This is a genomic window from Rhizobium acaciae (assembly GCF_025941625.1).
Classification (GTDB): domain Bacteria; phylum Pseudomonadota; class Alphaproteobacteria; order Rhizobiales; family Rhizobiaceae; genus Rhizobium; species Rhizobium acaciae.
The window spans coordinates 15222-35383 of sequence record NZ_JAPCZO010000004.1 but is presented as its reverse complement, the minus strand read 5'-3'; the positions used below and the strand labels follow the sequence as shown (position 1 = coordinate 35383).

The following is a 20162-nucleotide window of genomic DNA, read 5'->3' as shown; positions in this document are numbered from 1 at the left end:
CCGCTTGCGCGGCGATCAGTCCTTCTTCGGTGCCGGCTTCGATCCCGGAGGGATGATCGTTTGTGTCGGGGCTACCGTCGGCGTTGCGGGCTTTGCCGGTGCGGCGGCGGGCGTTGCCGGTCTTGCCGGTTTTGCACCATCGAGATTTCCAAGAAGGGATGAGATTGCATCGTCGCCTTCGAAGCCGGCTTCCTTCAGCAATTTGTCGAGGATCGGTTTGTTCGCCTGGTAGGAGAGGAGCTGGCCGGCCAGTCCTTCGCCGAGCCCGATGCCGTTTCCGCCGGCCGCTCCGTTTCCGCGGCCGAGCATGCCGCCGGTGTCGAATATCCTGATATCGGAGATCTTCTCGATCGGCTTGACCGCTTCGGCGAGCGCCTGCGGAATGATGCGAATCCGTTCGCGGGTGATCTCGAACTCGATAATAGCAGAGCTCAACTTGTTGCGAGCGTCGTTGAGCAATGCCTCGCTCTCGGCTGCGGCCTTGCCGGTTTCGAGAATGCCCTTGGCCTTGATGATCGCCGCATCCGCCTCGGCGGTGGCGAGCGTCTTGATGGCCTCGGCCTGGTCGCTTGCTGCCTGCTTTTCGGCTTCGGCGCCGACGGTGACGGCAGTCGCTTCCGTCTCGGCTTTCTTGCGTGCGTCGATGACGGCAATCTGCTTTTCGCGTTCGGCAATCTCGATCGCCTTGGCGGTGCCGACCTTTTCTTCCGCTGCTATCGCCAGTGCGCGGGCCGTTTCCGCAGCCGCCTTCGCCTCGGATTCTTCACGGCTCTTGTTGGCAACGGCGATGGCGCTTTCCTGTGCCACGATCTGGAGGTCACGCTTGGCTTCGGTTTCGCGTTGCTGGACGGCGCGGGCGGCGTCGATGTTGGCGCTTTCGCGGGCCTGTTTGGCAGATGCCTCGCGTTCGGCGATCGCCTGTTCGGAAGCGATGCGGGCTTCCTCCTCGGCGCGTTTTGCGGCCTGCTCCTGCTGCGCGGTTTCGGCGCGTGTCGCCGCGGATTTGTTGGCGATGTCGCGTTCCTGGCTGAGTTCGGCTTCCCGCTTGGTCCGCTCGATGGTCAGCGATTGCTGACGGGCCTCGAGATCCTTCTGGGCGATGGCGACTTCGGTGTCGCGGACGATCTCGTTTCGCTCCTTCTTGCGTCCCTCGGTGATGCGGGTCAATGCCGCGAGGCCTTGCGCGTCGAAGAAGTTGTTGGCGTTGAAATGCTTGATATCGGTTTGGTCGAGGCGTGTCAGCGACACGGATTCGAGTTCGAGGCCGTTCGACTGGAGGTCGGCGCCGACAGCTTCCTGCACGGCCTTGACGAAATCCATGCGCTGTTCCTGCAGCGCGTCGAGATTCATCGTCGCGGCCACCGAGCGAAGGCCGTCGACGAATTTCGCCTCGATCAGGATGCGGAGAGCCTCGGCGTCGTTGGTGCGGTTGCCGAGTGTCTGAGCTGCAAGCGCAATCGAGGAGGCATCGGGTTTCACGCGCACATAGAATTCGGCGCCGATATCGACGCGCATGCGGTCCTTGGTGATCAGTGCATCGCCTTCGCCGCGGCGAACCTCGAGGCGCAGTGTCTTCAGGTTGACCCGGGCGGTCGAATGGAAGATCGGCAGGACGACCGAACCGCCGTCGAGCACGACCTTCTGGCCGCCGAGACCGGTGCGCACATAGGCCTCATCGCGGCTGGAGCGCGTGTAAAGAGAGGCGAGGACAAAACCGATGCCGAAGATCAGAACAATCCCAATGCCGGCTGGTAGAATAACGTCGTACATCATTGCTGCTCCCTCAAAGATTGATTGTCCGCATCGGCGGGGTCGACCGGCGCGGGAATGGCGATAAACACATTTGCCTTGTGATCGACGAGAAGAACCGAAGCGCCTATCGCGAGCGGACCTTCGCCCTTGGCGGCTCGGGCTCGAAGCACATGCCAGTTTCCGTGCTGATCCTTGACGCGGACGCGGCCCGGCAGTCCCTGATCGAGCGGGCCGATCGACACCTCGGCGGTCCGGCCGAGCAAGGCGTCGAGATCGACCGCATAGGTTTCGTCGTGCGGTACGATCCGCGCCACGGTTCTGCTCGAGGCCCTGACCATGGGGATGGTTGCGAGCGCGGCAGGTATGACGGCTATAAAGCTTGGCAGCGGCGCCCAGAAGGCGTTGGCGACGGCCTGCAACGCAAAGCCCGTCATCGCGAAGAAGCCGAGCGTCAGCATCATGAGAATCAGCAGGGGAACACCGCCGAGATTGAGCCAGGACAGGTAAGCCAGGATGCCGTCATGGCCATGAACCTCCGGCTTTCCCAGAAATTCCGTCATCGAAAAACCCATGACCATCGCGAGCATCTCGATCGCGGTCAGGCCGACAAGGATCGCTGCGGCGATGGCAAAGGGCGCACATTCAGGGGAGAAAAGGAGTGCCATCGTGTTATCGGTTATCCGCCTTGAAGCGTGCGAGCCGGGCTTCGATTGCCTGTTCGCGGTGCAGTCGGTCGAGTTCGTCCAATTCGGAACTGTGGCCATGCTCGCCAGCGGGAATTCCGGTCAGCCGCGAGACGGCTGCGGCAGCGCGGGCAGCATCTGCACCCGGTGCGGACTGGCTATGACCGGTTGCGGCCTGTTCGGGATGCCGGGCAATGCTGCGCTTGAAATCGGCAAGGCGAGCGTCCGCCTCGCGGCGCGTGGCGAGCACGGCCTGCAAGGCTTTCTGGCCTTCGTCCAGCTGTTCCCTGGCATCGGCCAGCGCCCTATCGAGCGCTGCGATCTGGGATTCGAGATCGATCTGGCGGGCGACGCCGGCCTTTGCCAGGTCATCCCGCCCGGAGGAGACGGCGAGGCGGATCTTCTGGTCGAGCGCGTTCATGTCTTCGACGATTTCGTCTCTGCGGCTCTGGATGCGGTATTCCTCCGCACGCGCCTTGCCGAGATCGGTGCGGGCCTCATCAGCCGCCGCATCGATCTCGCGGACCGCCTGTTCGATGACGGCGATCTTGTTTACGCCTTCCGCCTTGTCGATCGCCGCATTCGCGATGCCCGCGATCAGACGGCCCATACGTGAGAGAATGCCTTCGTTCGTCATGTTTTCCTCCATCCGAGCGGAATTCGGCGTGACGCCGATGTGAATCTCGTAACGGTCCTGGCCCGCAACGAGGTAGGCCGGAAAAATACTCTCCCATCCCCGTGAATAACCCGCGACATCGAAGGGCACGGCAACACGTCCGTGCACCGTGGCGATCGTCAGGTCCGAGGGGCCTTTGATGGCGAAGAGCTTGTCATCGAGCGGCAGATGCGGCGGATCGGCGGTGACGCCGCGATTGGCGGCGAAATCGCGAAGGCCGAGCGTGACCAGCCTTGCCGGCAGGCCCGTCTGCTCGCGGACTGTTTCATAGGCAAGGTCGTGCAGCACGACCAGATTGGCGCCCGCCTTGTCGGCGACGAGACTGGTCAGGATTTCGACCATCCTGAGATAGGCGGCAATGGTGTCGTCCAGCGCCTGACGAGTACTGTCGTCAGGCGCCAGCGTGTAGCGCAGCAGCGATGGGTGCGGTGTCTTGCCTGTGGTAGCCATAGGTAAAACATAAAGCACCGCTTTTGTGCTTTCAAGATGCCGCGCTAAAAATACAACCTAGGCTTAACGTGCAGTTAGAAAGACCGAGAGCAGCGTCCAGTATCGAGATATTTAGGGAGCCGTTGCTGCTTTCGTCGCTGGCGGCAGGTCATTGCCGTCCGTCGATGATCGACGAATTCACATCGTTGATGTCGCGCTTGCCGCAGAGCGCCATGGTGATGTCCATCTCCTTGCGGATGATGCCGAGCGCCAGCGATACGCCTTCCTTGCCCATGGCGCCGAGGCCGTAGAGGAAGGGGCGGCCGATATAGGTACCCTTGGCGCCGAGCGCCACGGCCTTCAGCACGTCCTGGCCGGAGCGGATGCCACCATCGAGATGGATCTCGATACGGTCGCCGACGGCGTCGACGATCTTCGGCAGCATGCTGATCGAGGAGGGGGCGCCGTCAAGCTGACGCCCGCCATGATTGGAGACGACGATCGCATCGGCGCCGGTGTCGACGGCCGCCTTGGCATCCTCCGGATCGAGAATGCCCTTGATGATCAGCGGGCCGCCCCATTGTTCCTTGATCCAGGCGACATCCGCCCAGGACAGCCGCGGATCGAACTGCTCATGTGTCCACGCAGCCAGCGAGGCGATACTGGTGACATTTTTCGCATGGCCAACGATATTGCCGAAGTTGCGGCGCTTGGTCTGCAGCATGTCCAGGCACCAGAAAGGCCGGGTCGCCATCTGCCAGACATGTTTCGGGGTGAATTTCGGCGGCGCCGACAGGCCGTTGCGCAGGTCCTTATGCCGCTGGCCGAGGATCTGCAGATCGGCGGTCAGCACCAGCGCCGAGCATCCGGCCGCCTTGGCGCGGTTGATGAGGTTGAGGACGAAATCCTTGTCCCTCATCACGTAGAGCTGGAACCAGAAGGGGCGCGTCGTCGCTGACGCCACGTCCTCGATCGAGCAGATGCTCATCGTCGAAAGCGTGAAGGGAACGCCGAACTCCTCGGCAGCGCGTGCCGCCAGCATCTCGCCGTCGGCATGCTGCATGCCGGTCAGGCCGGTTGGCGCCAGCGCCACGGGCATCGACACTTTTTGGCCGATCATCGTCGTTTCCAGCGTGCGGTTGGTCATGTCGACCATCACCCGCTGGCGCAGCTTGATCTGGCTGAAATCGCTCTCGTTCGCCGCATAGGTCGATTCCGTCCAGGCGCCCGAATCCGCATAGTCGAAAAACATCTTCGGCACACGCCGCCGGGCGAGCTTTTTCAGGTCGGCGATGGTGAGCGGAGCGGCCATGAATTGAACCTTCACATCTGAATGCGGCCATCGGCCATAACATGAATTTGGCAGGAGCGTTACGGGAAACTGGCCGTGCCGGGCTGCTTTTCACGGTCCAAATTCGAGAGTAACAGGGCGCGTCATCGAAGCCCCGCCTTCAACGCAACACCGGCCACATAAGTCTCGGCGATCGCCCGGTCGTCACCCATCGTCTGCAGCAGGAAGAGTTCCTCGGGCAGCGTCTTCACCACTTCCATCTTCAGCGCCATAGCGGGTGTCGCCGTCGCATCGAGAACGACGAGATCGGCCTCGGTGCCGGGTTCCAGCGTACCGATCCGATCCGCCAGCGACAGGGCCTCGGCATTGCCACGGGTCATCAGGTAATAGCTTTCCAGCGGGTTCAGCCGTTCGCCGAGCAACTGCTGGATCTTGTAGGCTTCGTCCATCGTCTGCAGCATCGAATAGCTGGAGCCGCCGCCGATATCGGTCGCCACGCCGATACGGACCGGCTTTTCCCGCCGCGTCAGCGCCTTCAGCGGAAACAGGCCGGAGCCGAGGAAGAGGTTCGAGGTCGGGCAGTGGACGGCGACGGCGCCCGCCTCGCTCATCACATCGGCCTCGCGCTCGGACAGGTGGATGGCGTGGCCGAAGAGGCTTTTCGACCCAAGCAGGCCGTAGCGGGCATAGATGTCGGTATAGTCGAGCGCGTCGGGATAGAGTTCGCAGGTGAATTTGATCTCGTCGTGGTTTTCCGAAAGATGCGTCTGGATGTGTAGGTCGGGAAATTCGCGGGCAAGGGCTGATGTCGCTTCCATCTGTGCCGGTGTCGAGGTGATGGCGAAGCGCGGGGTGATGGCGACGTGGTTGCGGCCCTTGCCGTGCCAGTCCGATATCACCTGGCGGGTCTCGTCATAGCCCATCTCGGGCGTGTCGAGCAGGCCCTGCGGGGCATTGCGGTCCATCATCACCTTGCCGCCGACCATGCGCATATTGCGCCTCAGTGCCTCGGCAAAGAAGGCGTCGGCCGAGGTCTTGTGCACGGAGCAATAGGCGACCGCCGTCGTCGTGCCGTGGCGGATCAACTCGTCGTAGAAATGCGTGGCGATCCTTTCAGCATGGGCGCTTTCGACGAAACGGCATTCCTCGGGAAAGGTATAGGTATTCAGCCATTCGAGCAGGTTGGCGGCGTAGGAGGCAATCACCTGCATCTGCGGAAAATGCAGGTGCATGTCGATGAAGCCCGGCATGATCAGATGCGGGCGGTGGTCGATCTCGGCCGTGTCCGCGGCTGCTTGTGCCTTGACGTCGGCATAGGGGCCGATAGCCGTGATCAGCCCATCTTCGACCAGCACACCGCCATCCTCTTCGTAAAGATAGCTTTGGCTGTCGGCGAGGCTTAGCGGCGCGCGATGGAAGGAAAGCAGGCGGCCGCGCAGCAGTGTCGTCGTCATTGTTTCTTGCCTTCGACTGCGCTCTCGAACCAGGCGACCAGCAGCTTGCGTTCGTCCGGCGTGATATCGGTGATGTTGCCGGGCGGCATGGCATGGCTGCGGCCCGCCTGTAGATAGATCTCGCGGGCATGGGCGGCGATTTCCGCGTCGTTTTCGAGCATCACGCCATTGGGTGGCCGCACGATACCCTCATAGACCGGCTCGGCCGCGTGGCACATGGAACAGCGCGTCGAGACCAGTTGCTTGACGGCGGGGAAATGCGGATCGCCGGCGAATTGCTGGAAGGCGGGCGCGACCGCCGCCGCATCGGTTTCGCCGGTCAGCAGCTTCGGCACGGTCGAAAGCCACATGATCAGGATGAAAAGGATGACGGTGACGATCCAGGTCCAGGTTGGCCGGCCCTTCCTGGCATGCGTGGTGTTGAACCAGTGGCGGATGGTGACGCCCATCAGGAAGACCAGAGCCGCGATCACCCAGTTGAACTGCGTACCAAAGGACAGCGGATAATGGTTCGACAGCATGAAGAAGATGACGGGCAGCGTCAGGTAGTTATTGTGTAGCGAGCGCTGCTTGGCGACCTGCCCATATTTAGGATCGGGAACCCGTCCGGCGATGAGGTCGGCGACGACGATCTTCTGGTTCGGAATGATGATCATGAAGACGTTGGCCGACATGATCGTCGCGGTGAAGGCGCCGAGATGCAGGAATGCGGCGCGGCCGGTGAAAAGCTGCGTATAGCCCCAGGCCATGAAGACGAGCACGACATAGAGCACCGCCATCAGTCCCCAGGTGTTCCGCCCGAGCGGCGACTTGCAGAGCAGATCGTAGACGACCCAGCCGAGGGCAAGCGACCCTAGCGAGATCAGGATCGCGACGGGCGGACTGATATCCAGCACATGGCGATCGATCAGGAAGAGATCGGCGCCGCCGTAATAGACGATGCATAGCATCAGGAAGCCGGATATCCAGGTGAAATAGCTCTCATATTTGAACCAGGTCAGGTGCTCCGGCATCTGGGCGGGCGCCACCAGATATTTCTGGATATGATAGAAGCCGCCGCCATGGACCTGCCATTCCTCGCCATAGGCGCCGGGTGGCAGATGTGGGCGTTTCACCAGTCCGAGATCGAGCGCGATGAAATAGAAGGACGATCCGATCCAGGCGATCGCGGTAATGACATGGAACCAACGCGCCGCGAAGGCGAGCCATTCCCATGCTATGGCATATTCATACATCGAGTTCCCCTATCTTCCTCCGACTCGTGACATTGCGGAAATTTTGGCGGGGAGGGAAGAGGAGATTGAACGACCACACGCTCAATCGCTGACGCGGCCAAAGGAGCAATGGAATGATCACCGCACTCTACAGCGATCAGGTTATCGCCGAAAACGCGCCGATGGACCGCCGGCTTGCCGCGCTCGTCCTCGCGCGCGGAAACCGCATCGGCTATACTGCATCCGGTCCGGACCCGCGGCGCGTGTTTTTCGATGAGAAACGGCAATATTACCTCAGCTACGGGCTTTCTCTCGATCCCTTCGTCGATCTCGACGCTCTCTCCGGCGACGAGGAGATCAGCCGGCTGTTTTCCTGCGACGCCATCCATCTTTCCGGTGGGCATACCGGTGATTTTCTGAGACGGCTGCGCCGAAACGGCATGCTGGACAAGCTGCGCTCATGGGCATTGGACGACGGCATTCTCGTCGGAACCAGCGCCGGGGCGATTTTGATGACGCCGACAATCGCCGTCGACGCGCTCTTTTCCGGCGGTTCGCCTGATGCGATGCAGGATGGCGCGGCTCTTGATCTCCTGCCCTTCGAATTCTTCCCGCATCTGAACGACGATCCCGGCTATCTCTCTGTGTTGCTGCGTTACAGCGAGACGACGGCAACCCCCATTCTCGCATGCCGGGACGGCGAAGGTCTCATCCTCGGCAACGGGCTCGTCGAGATCTTCGGCGCTCCGCTGACGATTTCCGACGGTTTTGCCGAAGCTTCCGATGGCGACCGCATCGCCGATCTGCTGTCGCGTGCCTAAAAGCTGCCGAGAAGGCTGTGCATTATCTCCGCCTTATGCTTGATCTGCTCATTCAGCAGACCTTGAACTACGACGACTCGATTACAGTTATTTTGCAGGCCGCCGGAATAAAATAAGAACCATTAGATCATCGGCGGCGCATTCATCGACGGAGAAGATGCCCATGCGCAGCATTCTGACGTGTGTGATGATTGCGTATGCGTCGTTGGCGATGGCTCACGACGCACCCTCGGGGTGGAGTTATGACCCCTATTGTTGCAACGGCAACAGTCATAATGGCGATTGCCAAATGATCCCTTCGAAAAGCGTGGCGGTGACGCCAGGCGGATATCGAGTGACGCTGATGCCGGGCGACCACCGGCTGGTCACGCATGCTCATGTCTTCCTGCTGCCGATGACGAAGGCGATGCAATCCGGCGACAACGACTATCATCTCTGTCTGTTCCCGAACGAGGATACGCCGCGCTGTTTCTATGCGCCGGAAATGGGATTTTAAAGCCGAGCCAGAGGACCGGACCCGGCTCACGAACCGGGTCCGACATGTCGTTGTCCGAAAATGGCTGCACATTTTAGGTGACATGCATCAATTTCCGGCTGCCTTCATCTCTTCGAGGATCCAGTTGCGGAAGGCCTTGATCTTGGGCACGTTGCGACGGTTTTCCGGGTAGACGAGCCAGTAAGCCTTTCCGTCGCTGCGGGTCAGTTCGAAGGGTTGATAGAGCCGGCCGAGCGCTATCTCGGCCGCATAGAAGGCTGGATGAAGGATGGCGACGCCATGGCCGGCGATCGCGGCATCGGCTTCCACTGCCTGAGAGCCAAGCTGGTTGCGCGGGCGCCGATCGAGATCCGTCTCCGTGACGCCGGCAGCCTCGAACCATTGTTTCCACCAGATGTCGCCGGCGTCGAAGAGGTCGAAGTTCAGGAGATCGCGCGGCTCCCTGATGCCGCCTGCCGCCTCCGCCAGCTTCGGGCTCAGCATCGGCGTGAACTCCAAGCCCATCAGCCGGTGCAGCGCCAGCCCCGGCCAGTTGCCGTCGCCCCAGCGGATGCCGACATCGATCTGCTCGCGGGCGAAATCGATGATATCCGAACTCGCCTGAAAGCGCACCGCGATGGCCGGATGTTTCAAATGGAAGGAGCCAAGGCGCGGCGCCAGCCACTTCGAGGCGAAGGTATGGGTCGAACTGATGGCGAGCGTGCCTTCGACGCTGTCGCGCGCCGTCGCCATCGCGTCGTGCAGCATGGCGAAAGCTTCCGTCACCTTCGGCGCCAGCCGCTCGCCGGTGTCTGTCAGTGCGATCTGGCGGGGACGGCGCAGGAAGAGCGGCTCGCCGACATTCTCCTCCAGCAGCTTGATCTGGTAACTGACGGCGGTCTGCGTCATGCCGAGTTCGTCGCCCGCCTTGGTGAAACTTCCGAGCCGGGCAGCGGCCTCGAAGACACGCAACGCATTCAGCGGGAATTGTTTGGAGAGTTTCATGGATAAGTTCTCTTGATGCAGGCAGACGGTCGTTCGATTGGAATTGCAGCACTTTTGGCCGCAAACTGCAACTCATACCATCAAACCATCGAGGTGATGTCATGGATTGCTATGCTATCGAACAGAGCCCGCCGCAGCAGACCATCGGAATTTTTCGGCGCATCGGCGGCCGGCTGGCGCGGATCTGGCGCATGCCAGGCCTCGATCTCGACACGGCGCCCGATCGCGTCAAGCGCGATCTCGGTTTCCTGGACGGACGCGATCCCTATTACGAAGACGAGCGCATGCGGTAGGCGCCAAGCGCCGTCAAGATCTCGGCGGCGGTCATGGCGGCGATCACTTCAGGGCGCTTGTCCCTGACCGCGGCGCCGCCGATCGGCAGCGTCAGCCGCTCCATCCAGCCGCGCTCTCCGCCACCTTCGCGGGACAGCCAACTTACGAAGGTGGCGCGCTTGGTCGCCGAGCCGATCATGCCGATATAAGCGAGGTCGGTCCTTTCCAGCGCCTCGCGGGCAACCAGGAAATCCAGCGCGTGGTCGTGCGTCAGGATGACGACCGCGCCGCCGGCCGGAATATCCTTCACCAGTGCTTCGGGCATCGGCACGAGCCGCACCTTCGTCTCGGGAGGCAGGTTGGCGAGTTCCTCCTGCCGCGTCTCGACGACGGTCACCGACAGCGGCAGCGGCGCAAGGGCCGTTGCCAACGCCCGGCCGACATGGCCGGCGCCGAAGAGATAGACCTCCGGCAGGCGCTCGATCTCACTGGTTAGCCTGGCCTCGATTTCCTCGGCAACCGCCCGCGTCACCCGGCGAAACCGCAATTGCGTGCGCCCACCGCAGCACTGACCGATGTCAGGCCCGAGCGGGATATCCATCTCCGCCATCCCGCCGGTTCCCGCCAACATGTCCCGCGCATTCGCGAGCGCCATGAATTCGAATTGGCCGCCCCCGATCGTGCCCCACATTGCGGTTTGCGATACCAGCATGAAGGTACCGGCCTCACGTGGGGTCGAGCCCTGCGTGCTGGTGATGTCGACGAGGATGCAGTCTGGGTAGGCGGTGAGAAAGGGGTGGATGTCGGTCATGGATGGCTGACCGATGGGTTCGCGGGTGCGTCACCCCCCTCTGTCCTGCCGGACATCTCCCCCACAAGGGGGGAGATCGGTATAAGGCGGCGGCCTCCCGGAACAGAGAAGTCGAAGCGTGGAGTCGGGCTTTGGTGATGTAGCGGCAGGGTAGCGAGGCGCAGAGCATACCGTCTAGCTGATCTCCCCCCTTGTGGGGGAGATGTCCGGCAGGACAGAGGGGGGTATCGCTCACTCCAAGCTCCCTGCCTGCCCCGATCCACCGTCGGGGTCAATAGACCAGCCGGACGCGTTTTCATCTCCTACACCCGCTTCATCCGCTCGACCGCCATCAGCACCCGCTCCGGTGTCGCCGGGGCGTCGAGCCTCGGGCAGACCTTGTAGTTGGCCACACTTGCCACGGCCATCGACAGCGCTTCCAGCACCGAGATCGCCAGCATCAAGGGAGGTTCGCCGACGGCCTTGGAGCGCCCGATGGTGGCCTCAGTGTTCTCCGACCATTCGGCAAGGCGCACGTTGAAGATCTTCGGACGGTCGGAGGCGAGCGGGATCTTGTAGGTCGAGGGAGCATGGGTGCGCAGCCGGCCCTTGTCGTCCCACCAGAGTTCTTCCGTCGTCAGCCAGCCCAGTCCCTGCACGAAGGCGCCTTCGACCTGGCCCAAATCGATCGCCGGGTTCAGCGATCTGCCGACATCGTGGAGGATGTCGGTGCGATCGATCAGATATTCGCCCGTCAGCGTGTCGATCGAAACCTCGGTGCAGGAGGCGCCATAGGCGAAATAATAGAAGGGCGTGCCGCGGCCGGCCTTTCGGTCCCAGTGGATCTTCGGGGTCTTGTAGAAGCCGGCGGCGGAAAGCTGGACGCGGGCGAAATAGGCTTGCTTGATGAAATCGGGGAAGGGGATTTCGATCTCGCCGACGCGCACGTGGTTCGGCAGGAAGACGATGTCGGCCGGCCCAACATCCCATTTCTCGGCTGCGAAGGCCACCAGCCGTTCCTTGATCTGGCGGGCGGCGTCATAGGCGGCCATGCCGTTCAAGTCCGAGCCGGAGGAGGCGGCGGTGGCCGAGGTGTTTGGCACCTTGGCCGTCGTCGTCGCGGTGATCTTGACGCGGTCGATATCGACCTGGAAGCTGTCGGCCAGCACCTGCGCCACCTTGGTATAGAGGCCCTGGCCCATTTCGGTGCCGCCATGGTTCAGATGGATCGAGCCGTCCTGGTAGATGTGGACGAGGGCGCCTGCCTGGTTGAAGGCGGTCATGGTGAAAGAGATGCCGAATTTCACCGGCGTCAGGGCGATGCCCTTTCTTATGTAGCGGCTGTCACGGTTGAAGGCGATGATGGCGTTGCGCCGCGCCCGGTATTCGGCCGTTTCCTCCAGTTCCTCGACGATGCGGGCGATGATGTTGTCCTCGACCTCCTGATGGTAGGGGGTGAGTGTGCGCTCCGAACCCGGCTGGCCGTAGAAATTCAGTTTGCGGACATCGAGCGGGTCCTTGCCGACGGCATAGGCGATCTCCTCGATGAAGCGTTCGGCGCCGAGCATGCCCTGCGGCCCGCCGAAACCGCGGAAGGCGGTGTTGGAGACGGTGTGCGTCTTCAACGGCTTCGAGGTCAGGTGCACATGCGGATAGAAATAGCTGGAATCGGCATGGAAGAGGGCACGGTCGGTCACCGGTCCTGAGAGGTCGGAGGAAAAGCCGCAGCGCGCCGCATAGGTGGCGTCGACCGCATGGATGCGGCCTTCGGCGTCGAAGCCGAGCTCGTAATCGACGAGGAAGTCATGGCGCTTGCCGGTGGCGCTCATATCCTCGTCGCGATCAGGGCGGAATTTGATCGCGCGGCCGAGCTTCTTGGCGGCGATCGCCGCAAGGGCTGCGAACTGATTGCCCTGCGTTTCCTTGCCACCGAAGCCGCCGCCCATACGGCGCACGTTGACGGTCACGGCGTTCGAAGGAATATCGAGCACGTGACCGACGATGTGCTGGATCTCGCTTGGATGCTGCGTCGAGGACCAGACGGTGACCTCGTCGTCCTCGCCGGGGATCGCCACGGCGATATGGCCTTCGAGGTAGAAATGCTCCTGTCCGCCGATGCGCATCTGACCTTTCAGACGCATGGCGGCATTGGTCATTTCCGTTTCCGGCTCGCCGCGGTGCAGCGTCATCGGGGTGATGACGAGCGGGCTGCCATTGGCCAGCGCGCCGTCGATATCGCTCCAGTGCGGCAGGTCACGATAGTCGATCTTCGCCAGCAGCGCGGCGTGGCGGGCGGCATCACGCGTCTCGGCGATGACGGCAAAGATCGGTTGGCCATGAAACTGAACTAAAGTTTCGGCCAGCAGCGGCTCGTCATGGCTGCCATTGGAGCTGACGTCGTTGACGCCGGGCACGTCCTTGCCGGTGAACACCCAGACCACACCGGGGTAGGCGGCGACCGCGGAAAGGTCGATGCTGAGGATTTCGGCATGCGCCCGGTCGGAGGGGCCGAGGGCACCATGCAGCAGACCTGCGGGTTCGGGAATATCGTCGATATAATCGGCAGTTCCGGTGACATGCTTATGCGCTGAATCATGCCGCAGCGAGCCGTGCATCGGGCCTGCGATGATGGCCTTGCGGTCTTCGAAGGTGGATTTGTCCATTAGCGGCGTCCTCTACGGCCGGCACCGTTTTGACGGCGGCCCCTCATCCGGCTGCCGCCACCAACCGGGGTCGAGCCACCGGTCTCGACCCGTCCTTCGGCCCCCCGCTTGCGGGGAGAAGGGATATGCCGCGCCGTCTCCGTTCCTCGCCACCTCTCGCAGGGCACGTCCCCTCTCCCCGCAGGCGGGGAGAGGGTTAGGGTGAGGGGCGATGTGGTGACTTTGGGAGGCCAGTTAGCGAAGCAAACCATCACGCCACCTCCTCGAACCGCTTCAGCTCCGCCGGCGCGCCGACGGTCTCAAGATAGAACCGCGTCAGCAGGTTCTTCGCCGTCAGTTGTCGGTATTCCGCCGAGGCGCGCCAGTCGGTCAGCGGCTGGTAGTCGGCGTCGAAGGCGGGGCGGGCCGCCTCGATCGTCGCTTCCGTCCACGGTTTGCCGATCAGTTCGGCTTCCACCCTTCGGGCGCGTTTCGGCGTTGCCGCCATGCCGCCGAAGGCAATGCGGATGTCGGTGATCATCTCGGCATCGTCGAGCGTCAGCAGGAAGGCGCCGAGCACGGCAGTGATGTCCTCGTCGCGGCGCTTGGTGATCTTGTAGGCGGCAAAGCGGCTGATTGCTGCTGGGTAGGGCACGAAGACGCTCTCGACGAATTCGCCGGGCTTCCGATCCTGCTTGCCATAGGCGATGAAGAAATCCTCGAGCGGCATTCTGCGCTGGCCTTGCAGGGACCGCAGCGTCAGCGTCGCGCCGAGCGCGATCAGCGGCGGCGGGCTGTCGCCGATCGGCGAGCCGTTGGCGATGTTGCCGCCAATCGTGCCCATGTTGCGCACCTGCTCGCCGCCGATGCGTTCAATCAACCGGCCGAGCGCCGGGATTTTCTTGGAGATCGCCTCGAAGGCCTTGGTATAGCTGACGCCTGCGCCGATGGTGACGCCGTCCTCGCCTTCCGTGACCGACTGCAATTCGCTGAGGTGGCTGATGAAGACCACCGGGCTCAGTTTGCGCAGCTGTTTCGTCACCCAGAGGCCGACGTCCGTCGCGCCGGCGACGATAATTGCGTCGGGTTCCTGCGAGAGGACTTCTGCCAGTGCCTGCATCGAAGCCGGCACGATCAGCCGGTCTTCGCCATTCGCGATCCGGATCGTGCCACTCGCCTGCATTGCCCAAAGCCGCGCGACGATTTCAGAGCGCGTCCGTTCCAGCGGATCGAAGAGCGTGCTCGGCCGCATCAGGCTCACCTGCTCGGCGGCCTTGACGATCGGCTCGTAGCCGGTGCAGCGACAGAGATTGCCTTGCAGCGCCTTTTCGATTTCCTGGCGGCTCGGCTTTTCCTTGGCGAGCCAGAGACCATAAAGCGACATGACGAAGCCCGGAGTACAGAAGCCGCACTGCGAGCCGTGGCAATCGACCAGCGCCTGCTGCACTGGATGCAGCGCGCCGTCCCTGCCGGCCAGATGCTCGACCGTTACCACATGGGTGGCGTGTAAAGAGCCGATGAAACGGATACAGGCATTGACGGATTCATAGGCGAGCTTGCCGTCCGCCAACCGGCCGACGAGTACGGTGCAGGCGCCGCAATCGCCCTCCGCGCATCCTTCTTTGGTGCCCGTCAGGCGTCGCTTCAACCGCAGAAAATCGAGAAGCGTCTCGGTTGGCCTGACATCGGTGAGCGCGATGTCCTCGCCATTCAGGATGAAGCGGATGCTGTCGTTCATGATATTCCCGGTTGTTTTTCCAAATGGTTAAGCCGCCGTCCAGCCACCGTCAATCGAGATATGCGTTCCGGTCACTTGCCGGGCCGCATCGCTGGCAAGGTAGAGCGACAGCGCGCCGATTTCCTCGGCCTTGACGAATTCATGCGTCGGCTGCGCCTTGAGGATGACTTCGCTCTTTACCTGTTCCTCGGTCATGCCGCGCGCCTTGGCTGTATCCGGTATCTGCTTCTCGACGAGCGGCGTCAGCACGTAGCCGGGGCAGATGGCGTTCACGGTTACGCCGAATTCGGCAAGCTCCAGCGCCGCCGTCTTGGTTAGGCCCAATATACCATGTTTTGCCGCGACATAGGCGGATTTGAAGGGGGAGGCAACGAGCCCGTGGGCGGAGGCGATGTTGATGATGCGGCCGTGCTTCTTTGCCTTCATCAGCGGGATCGCGGCGCGCATGGTATGAAAGGAACTCGACAGATTGATCGCGATGATCTGGTCCCATTTCTCAATCGGGAAATCTTCGATCTTCTCGACGTGCTGGATGCCGGCATTGTTGACCAGGACATCGACGCCGCCGAAGGTCTTCGCTGCCGTTTCGATCAGGTCGGCGATCTCGGCGGGCTTCGTCATGTCGGCCGGATGATAGAGCGCCCGGCCTCTAGACAATGATTCAAGCCGTTCGACGATCGCCTTGATTTCATCGGCCTTTCCGAAGCCGTTGATGACGATGTTGTCGCCCGTTTCTGCGAAGGCAGTGGCGATCGCAAGGCCGATGCCGCTGGTGGAACCGGTGACGACGACTGTTCTGCTCATGCTGTTCTCCCTGAAATCGCGATGCTGCGTTGCAGCGTTGGCTGCGAAGTTATGCCCAAAGCCGGCGGGCTGGCAATTCCGCTTTATTCGCTTTTCTCGCCCGCATCCGTGTCCTATTGATTTGCTTCGACAATTGACATGCTGAGGGAGGGTTTTCATGAGCGGATATGTTCTGGCAATCGATCAGGGAACGACGTCAACGCGGGCGATCGTCTTCGATGGCGACATGCATGTCGCCGGCAAAGGCCAGAAGGAATTCACCCAGATCTATCCGCGCTCCGGCTGGGTCGAGCATGATCCCGAAGAGATCTGGGATTCGGTCGTCTCCACCGTCCACATGGCGCTGCGCGATGCGAAGATCGAGGCGAAAGATGTAGCAGCGCTTGGCATCACCAACCAGCGCGAGACCGTCGTCGTTTGGGAGCGCGAAACGGGCCGGCCGATTCAGAATGCCATCGTCTGGCAGGACCGGCGTACGGCAAGCTATTGCGACAATTTGAAACGGCAGGATCTCGAGCGGCTGTTCACGAAGAAGACCGGGCTGATCCTCGATCCGTATTTTTCCGGCACCAAGCTCTCCTGGATGCTGGCTAACGTGAAGGGCGCGCGGGCGCGCGCCGCCAGGGGCGATCTCTGCTTCGGCACAATCGACACCTTCCTGATCTGGCGGCTGACGGGTGGCAAGAGCTTCGTCACCGATGCCACCAATGCCTCGCGCACGCTGATGTACAACATTGCCGAAAACGCGTGGGACGAGGATCTGCTCGATATTCTGAGGGTCCCCGCCGCCATGCTGCCGGAGGTCAAGGATTGCGCCGCCGATTTCGGCACGGTCGATCCTGATATTTTCGGTGCTGCTATCCCGATTCTCGGCGTGGCCGGCGACCAGCAGGCGGCGACCATCGGCCAGGCGTGTTTTGCGCCGGGCATGATGAAATCAACCTACGGCACCGGCTGTTTCGCGCTGCTCAATACCGGCGCCGATATGGTGCGGTCCAAAAACCGGCTGCTGACCACCATCGCCTATCGCCTGAACGGCGAGACAACCTATGCGCTGGAGGGTTCGATCTTCATTGCAGGCGCCGCTGTGCAATGGCTGCGGGACGGGCTCGGCATCATCGGCAGCGCGGCGGAGACCAACGCGCTTGCCGAAAGGGCCGATCCGACGCAAGAGGTCTATCTCGTGCCCGCCTTCACCGGCCTCGGCGCACCGCATTGGGATGCCAAGGCGCGCGGCGCGATCTTCGGGCTGACGCGCAACAGCGGGCCGGCGGAACTCTCCCGGGCGGCACTGGAAGCCGTCTGCTACCAGACCCGCGATCTGCTCGACGCCATGCAGAAGGACTGGAAGAACGGCACCGAGGACACGGTGCTGCGCGTCGACGGCGGCATGGTCGCCTCCGACTGGACGATGCAGCGCCTTGCCGACCTGCTCGATGCCCCGGTCGACCGCCCGGTCATTCTCGAGACGACCGCACTGGGAGCCGCCTGGCTCGCCGGCAGCCGGGCAGGGGTGTGGCCGGACCGGGACGGTTTTTCGGCGACGTGGAAACGCGATCGGCGGTTTGAGCCCGAGATGGACGAGAAGGTGCGGGCGGCAAAACTCAAGGGTTGGAAGAATGCGGTCAAGCGGACCTTGAGCGAGGGCTAAGGGGCGATCAGCGCCGTACTATAGCTCCGCTCGTCCCGGGAGACGCCCGGCCATTTTTTCAGCCACGGCGTCGCCGTGTTTGAGAAGATTACGAATTTCCCATCAATAATTTTTTGATGCGGCCTGTCGGCTAAGCGGTTACTCCTTCGTCATTCAAAAAGAGGAGTGAGCGATGCTTTATGCAATCCTTTGTTACGCCCATGAGGAAACCGTCTTCGCCTGGAGCAAGGAGGAAGAAGCTGCCGTCATGGAGAAACTCTATGCCGTGCAGGAGCCGCTTGCCGCATCCGGCAAACTCGGCCCTGTCGGCCGGCTGATGCCGACGACGGCTGCGACCACGGTGCGCAAGGGCAGGGACGAGCCCTTGGTCATCGATGGGCCTTTTGCGGAAACGAAGGAGGCGCTTCTCGGCTTCTATGTGGTCGACTTCGAAACGCTCGACGAGGCGATCGCCTTTTCGAAGCAGCTTTCATCCGTCAATCCAGGTTCCACCTCTTACGAAATTCGGCCTTTCTACGTCTTCAGGCCCGGAGATGCTTCATCATGACAGACATTGCCTGGATCGACCTCGCGCTTGCATCGGCCCGCCCGAAGGCGCTCGGCGCCCTGCTGCGCTATTTCCGCAATCTCGATACAGCGGAAGAGGCGTTTCAGGAGGCGTGTCTGAGGGCGATCCGGACATGGCCGGAGAAGGGGCCGCCGCGTGATCCCACAGCCTGGCTCATCTTCGTCGGACGAAACAGCGGCATCGACGCGGTGCGCAAGCGGGCAAAGATCCAGGCTCTGCCGGATGAGGACGTCATCTCCGATACCGAGGATGCCGAAAGCGACATCGTCGAGCGGCTGGACGATTCCAATTATCGCGACGATATTCTGCGGCTGCTGTTCATCTGCTGCCATCCCGATCTACCCGCGACCCAGCAGATCGCGCTGGCGCTGCGCATCGTTTCCGGCCTTTCGGTGCCGCAGATCGCGCGTGCCTTCCTGGTTTCCGAGAGCGCCATGGAACAGCGCATCACCCGGGCCAAGGCGCGCGTCGCCAAGGCCGGTGTGCCTTTCGAAACACCGAGCCCGCAGGAGAGGGCCGAGCGGCTCTCGATCGTCAGCACGATGATCTACCTGATCTTCAACGAGGGCTACAGCCAGGCCGATCCCAGGCATGAGGCGGCTGCCTTCAGCGACGAAGCGATCCGGCTGGCGCGCTTGATGCTGCATATCTTCCCATCCGAACCGGAGCTGATGGGGTTGCTTGCGCTCATGCTCCTGCAGATCTCGCGCCGGCCGGCGCGCTTCAATGCCGGAGACGAGATCGTGCTGCTCGAAGATCAGGACCGGTCGCTCTGGAACCAACCGTTCATCAACGAGGCTTTAGCGCTGCTCGACAAGGCGCTGCGCCACCGCAAGCCCGCTCCTTATCAGATTCAGGCTGCCATCGCCGCTGTTCATTCCCGCGCAAAACGCGCCGAGGATACAGACTGGGTGGAGATCGATCTGCTCTATCGCGCGCTGGAGCGTATCCAGCCGTCGCCAGTGATAACGCTCAATCGGGCCGTCGTCGTCTCCAAGCTCCAAGGTCCGCAGGATGCTCTCGATCTCATCGATCCACTTGCCGAAAAGCTCTGCGGCTATTTCTATTATCATGGCCTTCGGGGCGGGCTGCTGAAGCAGCTTGGCCTGGCCGACCAGGCACGCGAAGCCTTCGATCGCGCCATTGCAGTGGCCCATTCGGCGGCTGAGGCAGCCCATATCCGCCGGCAGATCGACAAGATGCAGGAAGAGGCGACGCAGCCGATCGCGAAATAAATCAAGAAAAAGCCGGCGCGTTGTCGGAACGGCGAACTCTGACACGTCCTTGTAACGACCTGACAGGAAACAGGTTTCATTCAAATGGAGAGATGTCGAAATGACCGCCAGCACGCAACATGAACTCGTTCTCGTTCGCGAATTCGATGCCCCGCGCGAGAAGATCTACAAGGCATGGACCGATCCCGACCTACTGAAGCAGTGGTTCGTGCCGCGTCCCTGGGGTGTGGCGGAAGCAACGCTCGACGTCCGCCCCGGCGGTTCCAGCGTCGTCGTCATGCAGGATCCCGAGGGCAATCAATACCCGAACCACGGCGTCTATCTCGAGGTCGTCGAGAACGAGAAGATCGTTTTCACCGATGCCTATACCAGCGCCTGGGTGCCGGCCGAGAAACCTTTCTTCACGGGCCTCATCCTGCTCGAAGATCTCGGCAACGGTCGCACGAAATATACGGCCAAGGCGCTCCACTGGCGCGCCGAGGACAAGGAGGCGCACGAGAAGATGGGTTTCCACGAAGGATGGGGCAAGGCTGCGGACCAACTGGCGGAGCTGCTGGCGAAGATGTGAGCGGCGCGGCGAGACCGCGTCGTCCTGACGCTTCAAGTAAGGTTTAAGGCGGTTCGAAAGATGATTCCGCCGGTGCTTCGAAGTCGTTGAATT

18 protein-coding genes are annotated in these 20162 nt (G+C 62.0%); 7 read left to right on the top strand and 11 right to left on the bottom strand.

From position 1 onward, the window contains the following. Nucleotides 1–15: 15 nt before the first annotated feature. From OLZ32_RS07735 to puuD, 6 genes are all read right to left on the bottom strand, one after another. Entirely contained in the window at nucleotides 16–1773 is a 1758-nt protein-coding gene (locus OLZ32_RS07735; RefSeq protein WP_264420441.1) for a flotillin family protein, read from the bottom strand. Continuing rightward, entirely contained in the window at nucleotides 1770–2417 is a 648-nt protein-coding gene (locus tag OLZ32_RS07730) for an OB-fold-containig protein (RefSeq protein ID WP_064652027.1), read from the bottom strand. The genes OLZ32_RS07735 and OLZ32_RS07730 overlap by 4 nt, the downstream gene beginning before the upstream one ends. 4 nt (nucleotides 2418–2421) lie before the next feature. Then, nucleotides 2422–3579, bottom strand: a complete 1158-nt coding sequence (locus OLZ32_RS07725) for a PspA/IM30 family protein (RefSeq protein WP_264420437.1) — start codon at nucleotides 3577–3579, stop codon at nucleotides 2422–2424. Nucleotides 3580–3709: 130 nt separating this feature from the next. Then, complete coding sequence (locus OLZ32_RS07720) at nucleotides 3710–4852, bottom strand: alpha-hydroxy acid oxidase (protein ID WP_003541956.1); 1143 nt, start codon at nucleotides 4850–4852, stop codon at nucleotides 3710–3712. 122 nt (nucleotides 4853–4974) lie between these two features. Then, on the bottom strand, nucleotides 4975–6285 hold the full coding sequence (gene guaD, locus OLZ32_RS07715; RefSeq protein WP_264420435.1) for a guanine deaminase: 1311 nt from the start codon (nucleotides 6283–6285) through the stop codon (nucleotides 4975–4977). Next, nucleotides 6282–7520 (bottom strand): urate hydroxylase PuuD, encoded by a 1239-nt coding sequence (gene puuD / locus OLZ32_RS07710; protein WP_264420433.1) that lies wholly within the window; start codon nucleotides 7518–7520, stop codon nucleotides 6282–6284. Before puuD ends, guaD begins: the two co-directional genes overlap by 4 nt. Nucleotides 7521–7633: 113 nt before the next feature. Here puuD and OLZ32_RS07705 point away from each other — a divergent pair, with 113 nt between their 5' ends. Then, nucleotides 7634–8320: a Type 1 glutamine amidotransferase-like domain-containing protein gene (locus tag OLZ32_RS07705; RefSeq protein ID WP_264420431.1), complete on the top strand. Its 687-nt coding sequence runs from the start codon at nucleotides 7634–7636 to the stop codon at nucleotides 8318–8320. 163 nt (nucleotides 8321–8483) lie between these two features. Beyond that, nucleotides 8484–8816: a hypothetical protein gene (locus tag OLZ32_RS07700; RefSeq protein WP_003541942.1), complete on the top strand. Its 333-nt coding sequence runs from the start codon at nucleotides 8484–8486 to the stop codon at nucleotides 8814–8816. Between the two features lie 87 nt (nucleotides 8817–8903). Here the strand turns inward: OLZ32_RS07700 and gcvA are convergent, their stop codons facing one another. Further along, nucleotides 8904–9800, bottom strand: coding sequence for a transcriptional regulator GcvA (gcvA, locus tag OLZ32_RS07695; RefSeq protein ID WP_011653043.1), 897 nt, complete (start codon nucleotides 9798–9800; stop codon nucleotides 8904–8906). Nucleotides 9801–9901: 101 nt separating this feature from the next. Between gcvA and OLZ32_RS07690 the strand changes: the two genes are divergently transcribed. Beyond that, entirely contained in the window at nucleotides 9902–10093 is a 192-nt protein-coding gene (locus tag OLZ32_RS07690; RefSeq protein ID WP_029872310.1) for a hypothetical protein, read from the top strand. Here OLZ32_RS07690 and xdhC read toward each other — a convergent pair. The 4 genes from xdhC to OLZ32_RS07670 form a co-directional block, all read right to left on the bottom strand. Beyond that, nucleotides 10069–10884, bottom strand: a complete 816-nt coding sequence (gene xdhC / locus OLZ32_RS07685) for a xanthine dehydrogenase accessory protein XdhC (protein WP_264420427.1) — start codon at nucleotides 10882–10884, stop codon at nucleotides 10069–10071. The genes OLZ32_RS07690 and xdhC overlap by 25 nt on opposite strands. Before the next feature lie 302 nt (nucleotides 10885–11186). Beyond that, nucleotides 11187–13526 carry a xanthine dehydrogenase molybdopterin binding subunit gene (gene xdhB, locus OLZ32_RS07680; RefSeq protein ID WP_264420425.1) on the bottom strand — a complete coding sequence of 780 codons (2340 nt, stop codon included), beginning with the start codon at nucleotides 13524–13526 and terminating at the stop codon, nucleotides 11187–11189. A 250-nt stretch (nucleotides 13527–13776) separates the two neighbouring features. Next, the gene (gene xdhA / locus OLZ32_RS07675) at nucleotides 13777–15243 is read right to left on the bottom strand and encodes a xanthine dehydrogenase small subunit (RefSeq protein WP_264420423.1); all 1467 of its coding nucleotides are present in this window, start codon (nucleotides 15241–15243) and stop codon (nucleotides 13777–13779) included. A gap of 27 nt (nucleotides 15244–15270) precedes the next feature. Next, nucleotides 15271–16047 (bottom strand): 3-hydroxybutyrate dehydrogenase, encoded by a 777-nt coding sequence (locus OLZ32_RS07670; protein ID WP_264420421.1) that lies wholly within the window; start codon nucleotides 16045–16047, stop codon nucleotides 15271–15273. Between the two features lie 157 nt (nucleotides 16048–16204). On the opposite strand from OLZ32_RS07670, the gene glpK reads away from it, so the two are divergent. The 4 genes from glpK to OLZ32_RS07650 all read left to right on the top strand — a co-directional run bounded on the left by glpK (nucleotide 16205) and on the right by OLZ32_RS07650 (nucleotide 20069). Further along, entirely contained in the window at nucleotides 16205–17698 is a 1494-nt protein-coding gene (glpK, locus tag OLZ32_RS07665; protein WP_264420419.1) for a glycerol kinase GlpK, read from the top strand. A 172-nt stretch (nucleotides 17699–17870) separates the two neighbouring features. After that, nucleotides 17871–18245 carry a YciI family protein gene (locus tag OLZ32_RS07660; RefSeq protein ID WP_003541922.1) on the top strand — a complete coding sequence of 125 codons (375 nt, stop codon included), beginning with the start codon at nucleotides 17871–17873 and terminating at the stop codon, nucleotides 18243–18245. Next, nucleotides 18242–19501 (top strand): RNA polymerase sigma factor, encoded by a 1260-nt coding sequence (locus OLZ32_RS07655; RefSeq protein ID WP_168344545.1) that lies wholly within the window; start codon nucleotides 18242–18244, stop codon nucleotides 19499–19501. The genes OLZ32_RS07660 and OLZ32_RS07655 overlap by 4 nt, the downstream gene beginning before the upstream one ends. Before the next feature lie 100 nt (nucleotides 19502–19601). Then, on the top strand, nucleotides 19602–20069 hold the full coding sequence (locus tag OLZ32_RS07650) for an SRPBCC family protein (RefSeq protein WP_264420415.1): 468 nt from the start codon (nucleotides 19602–19604) through the stop codon (nucleotides 20067–20069). Nucleotides 20070–20162: the final 93 nt, after the last annotated feature.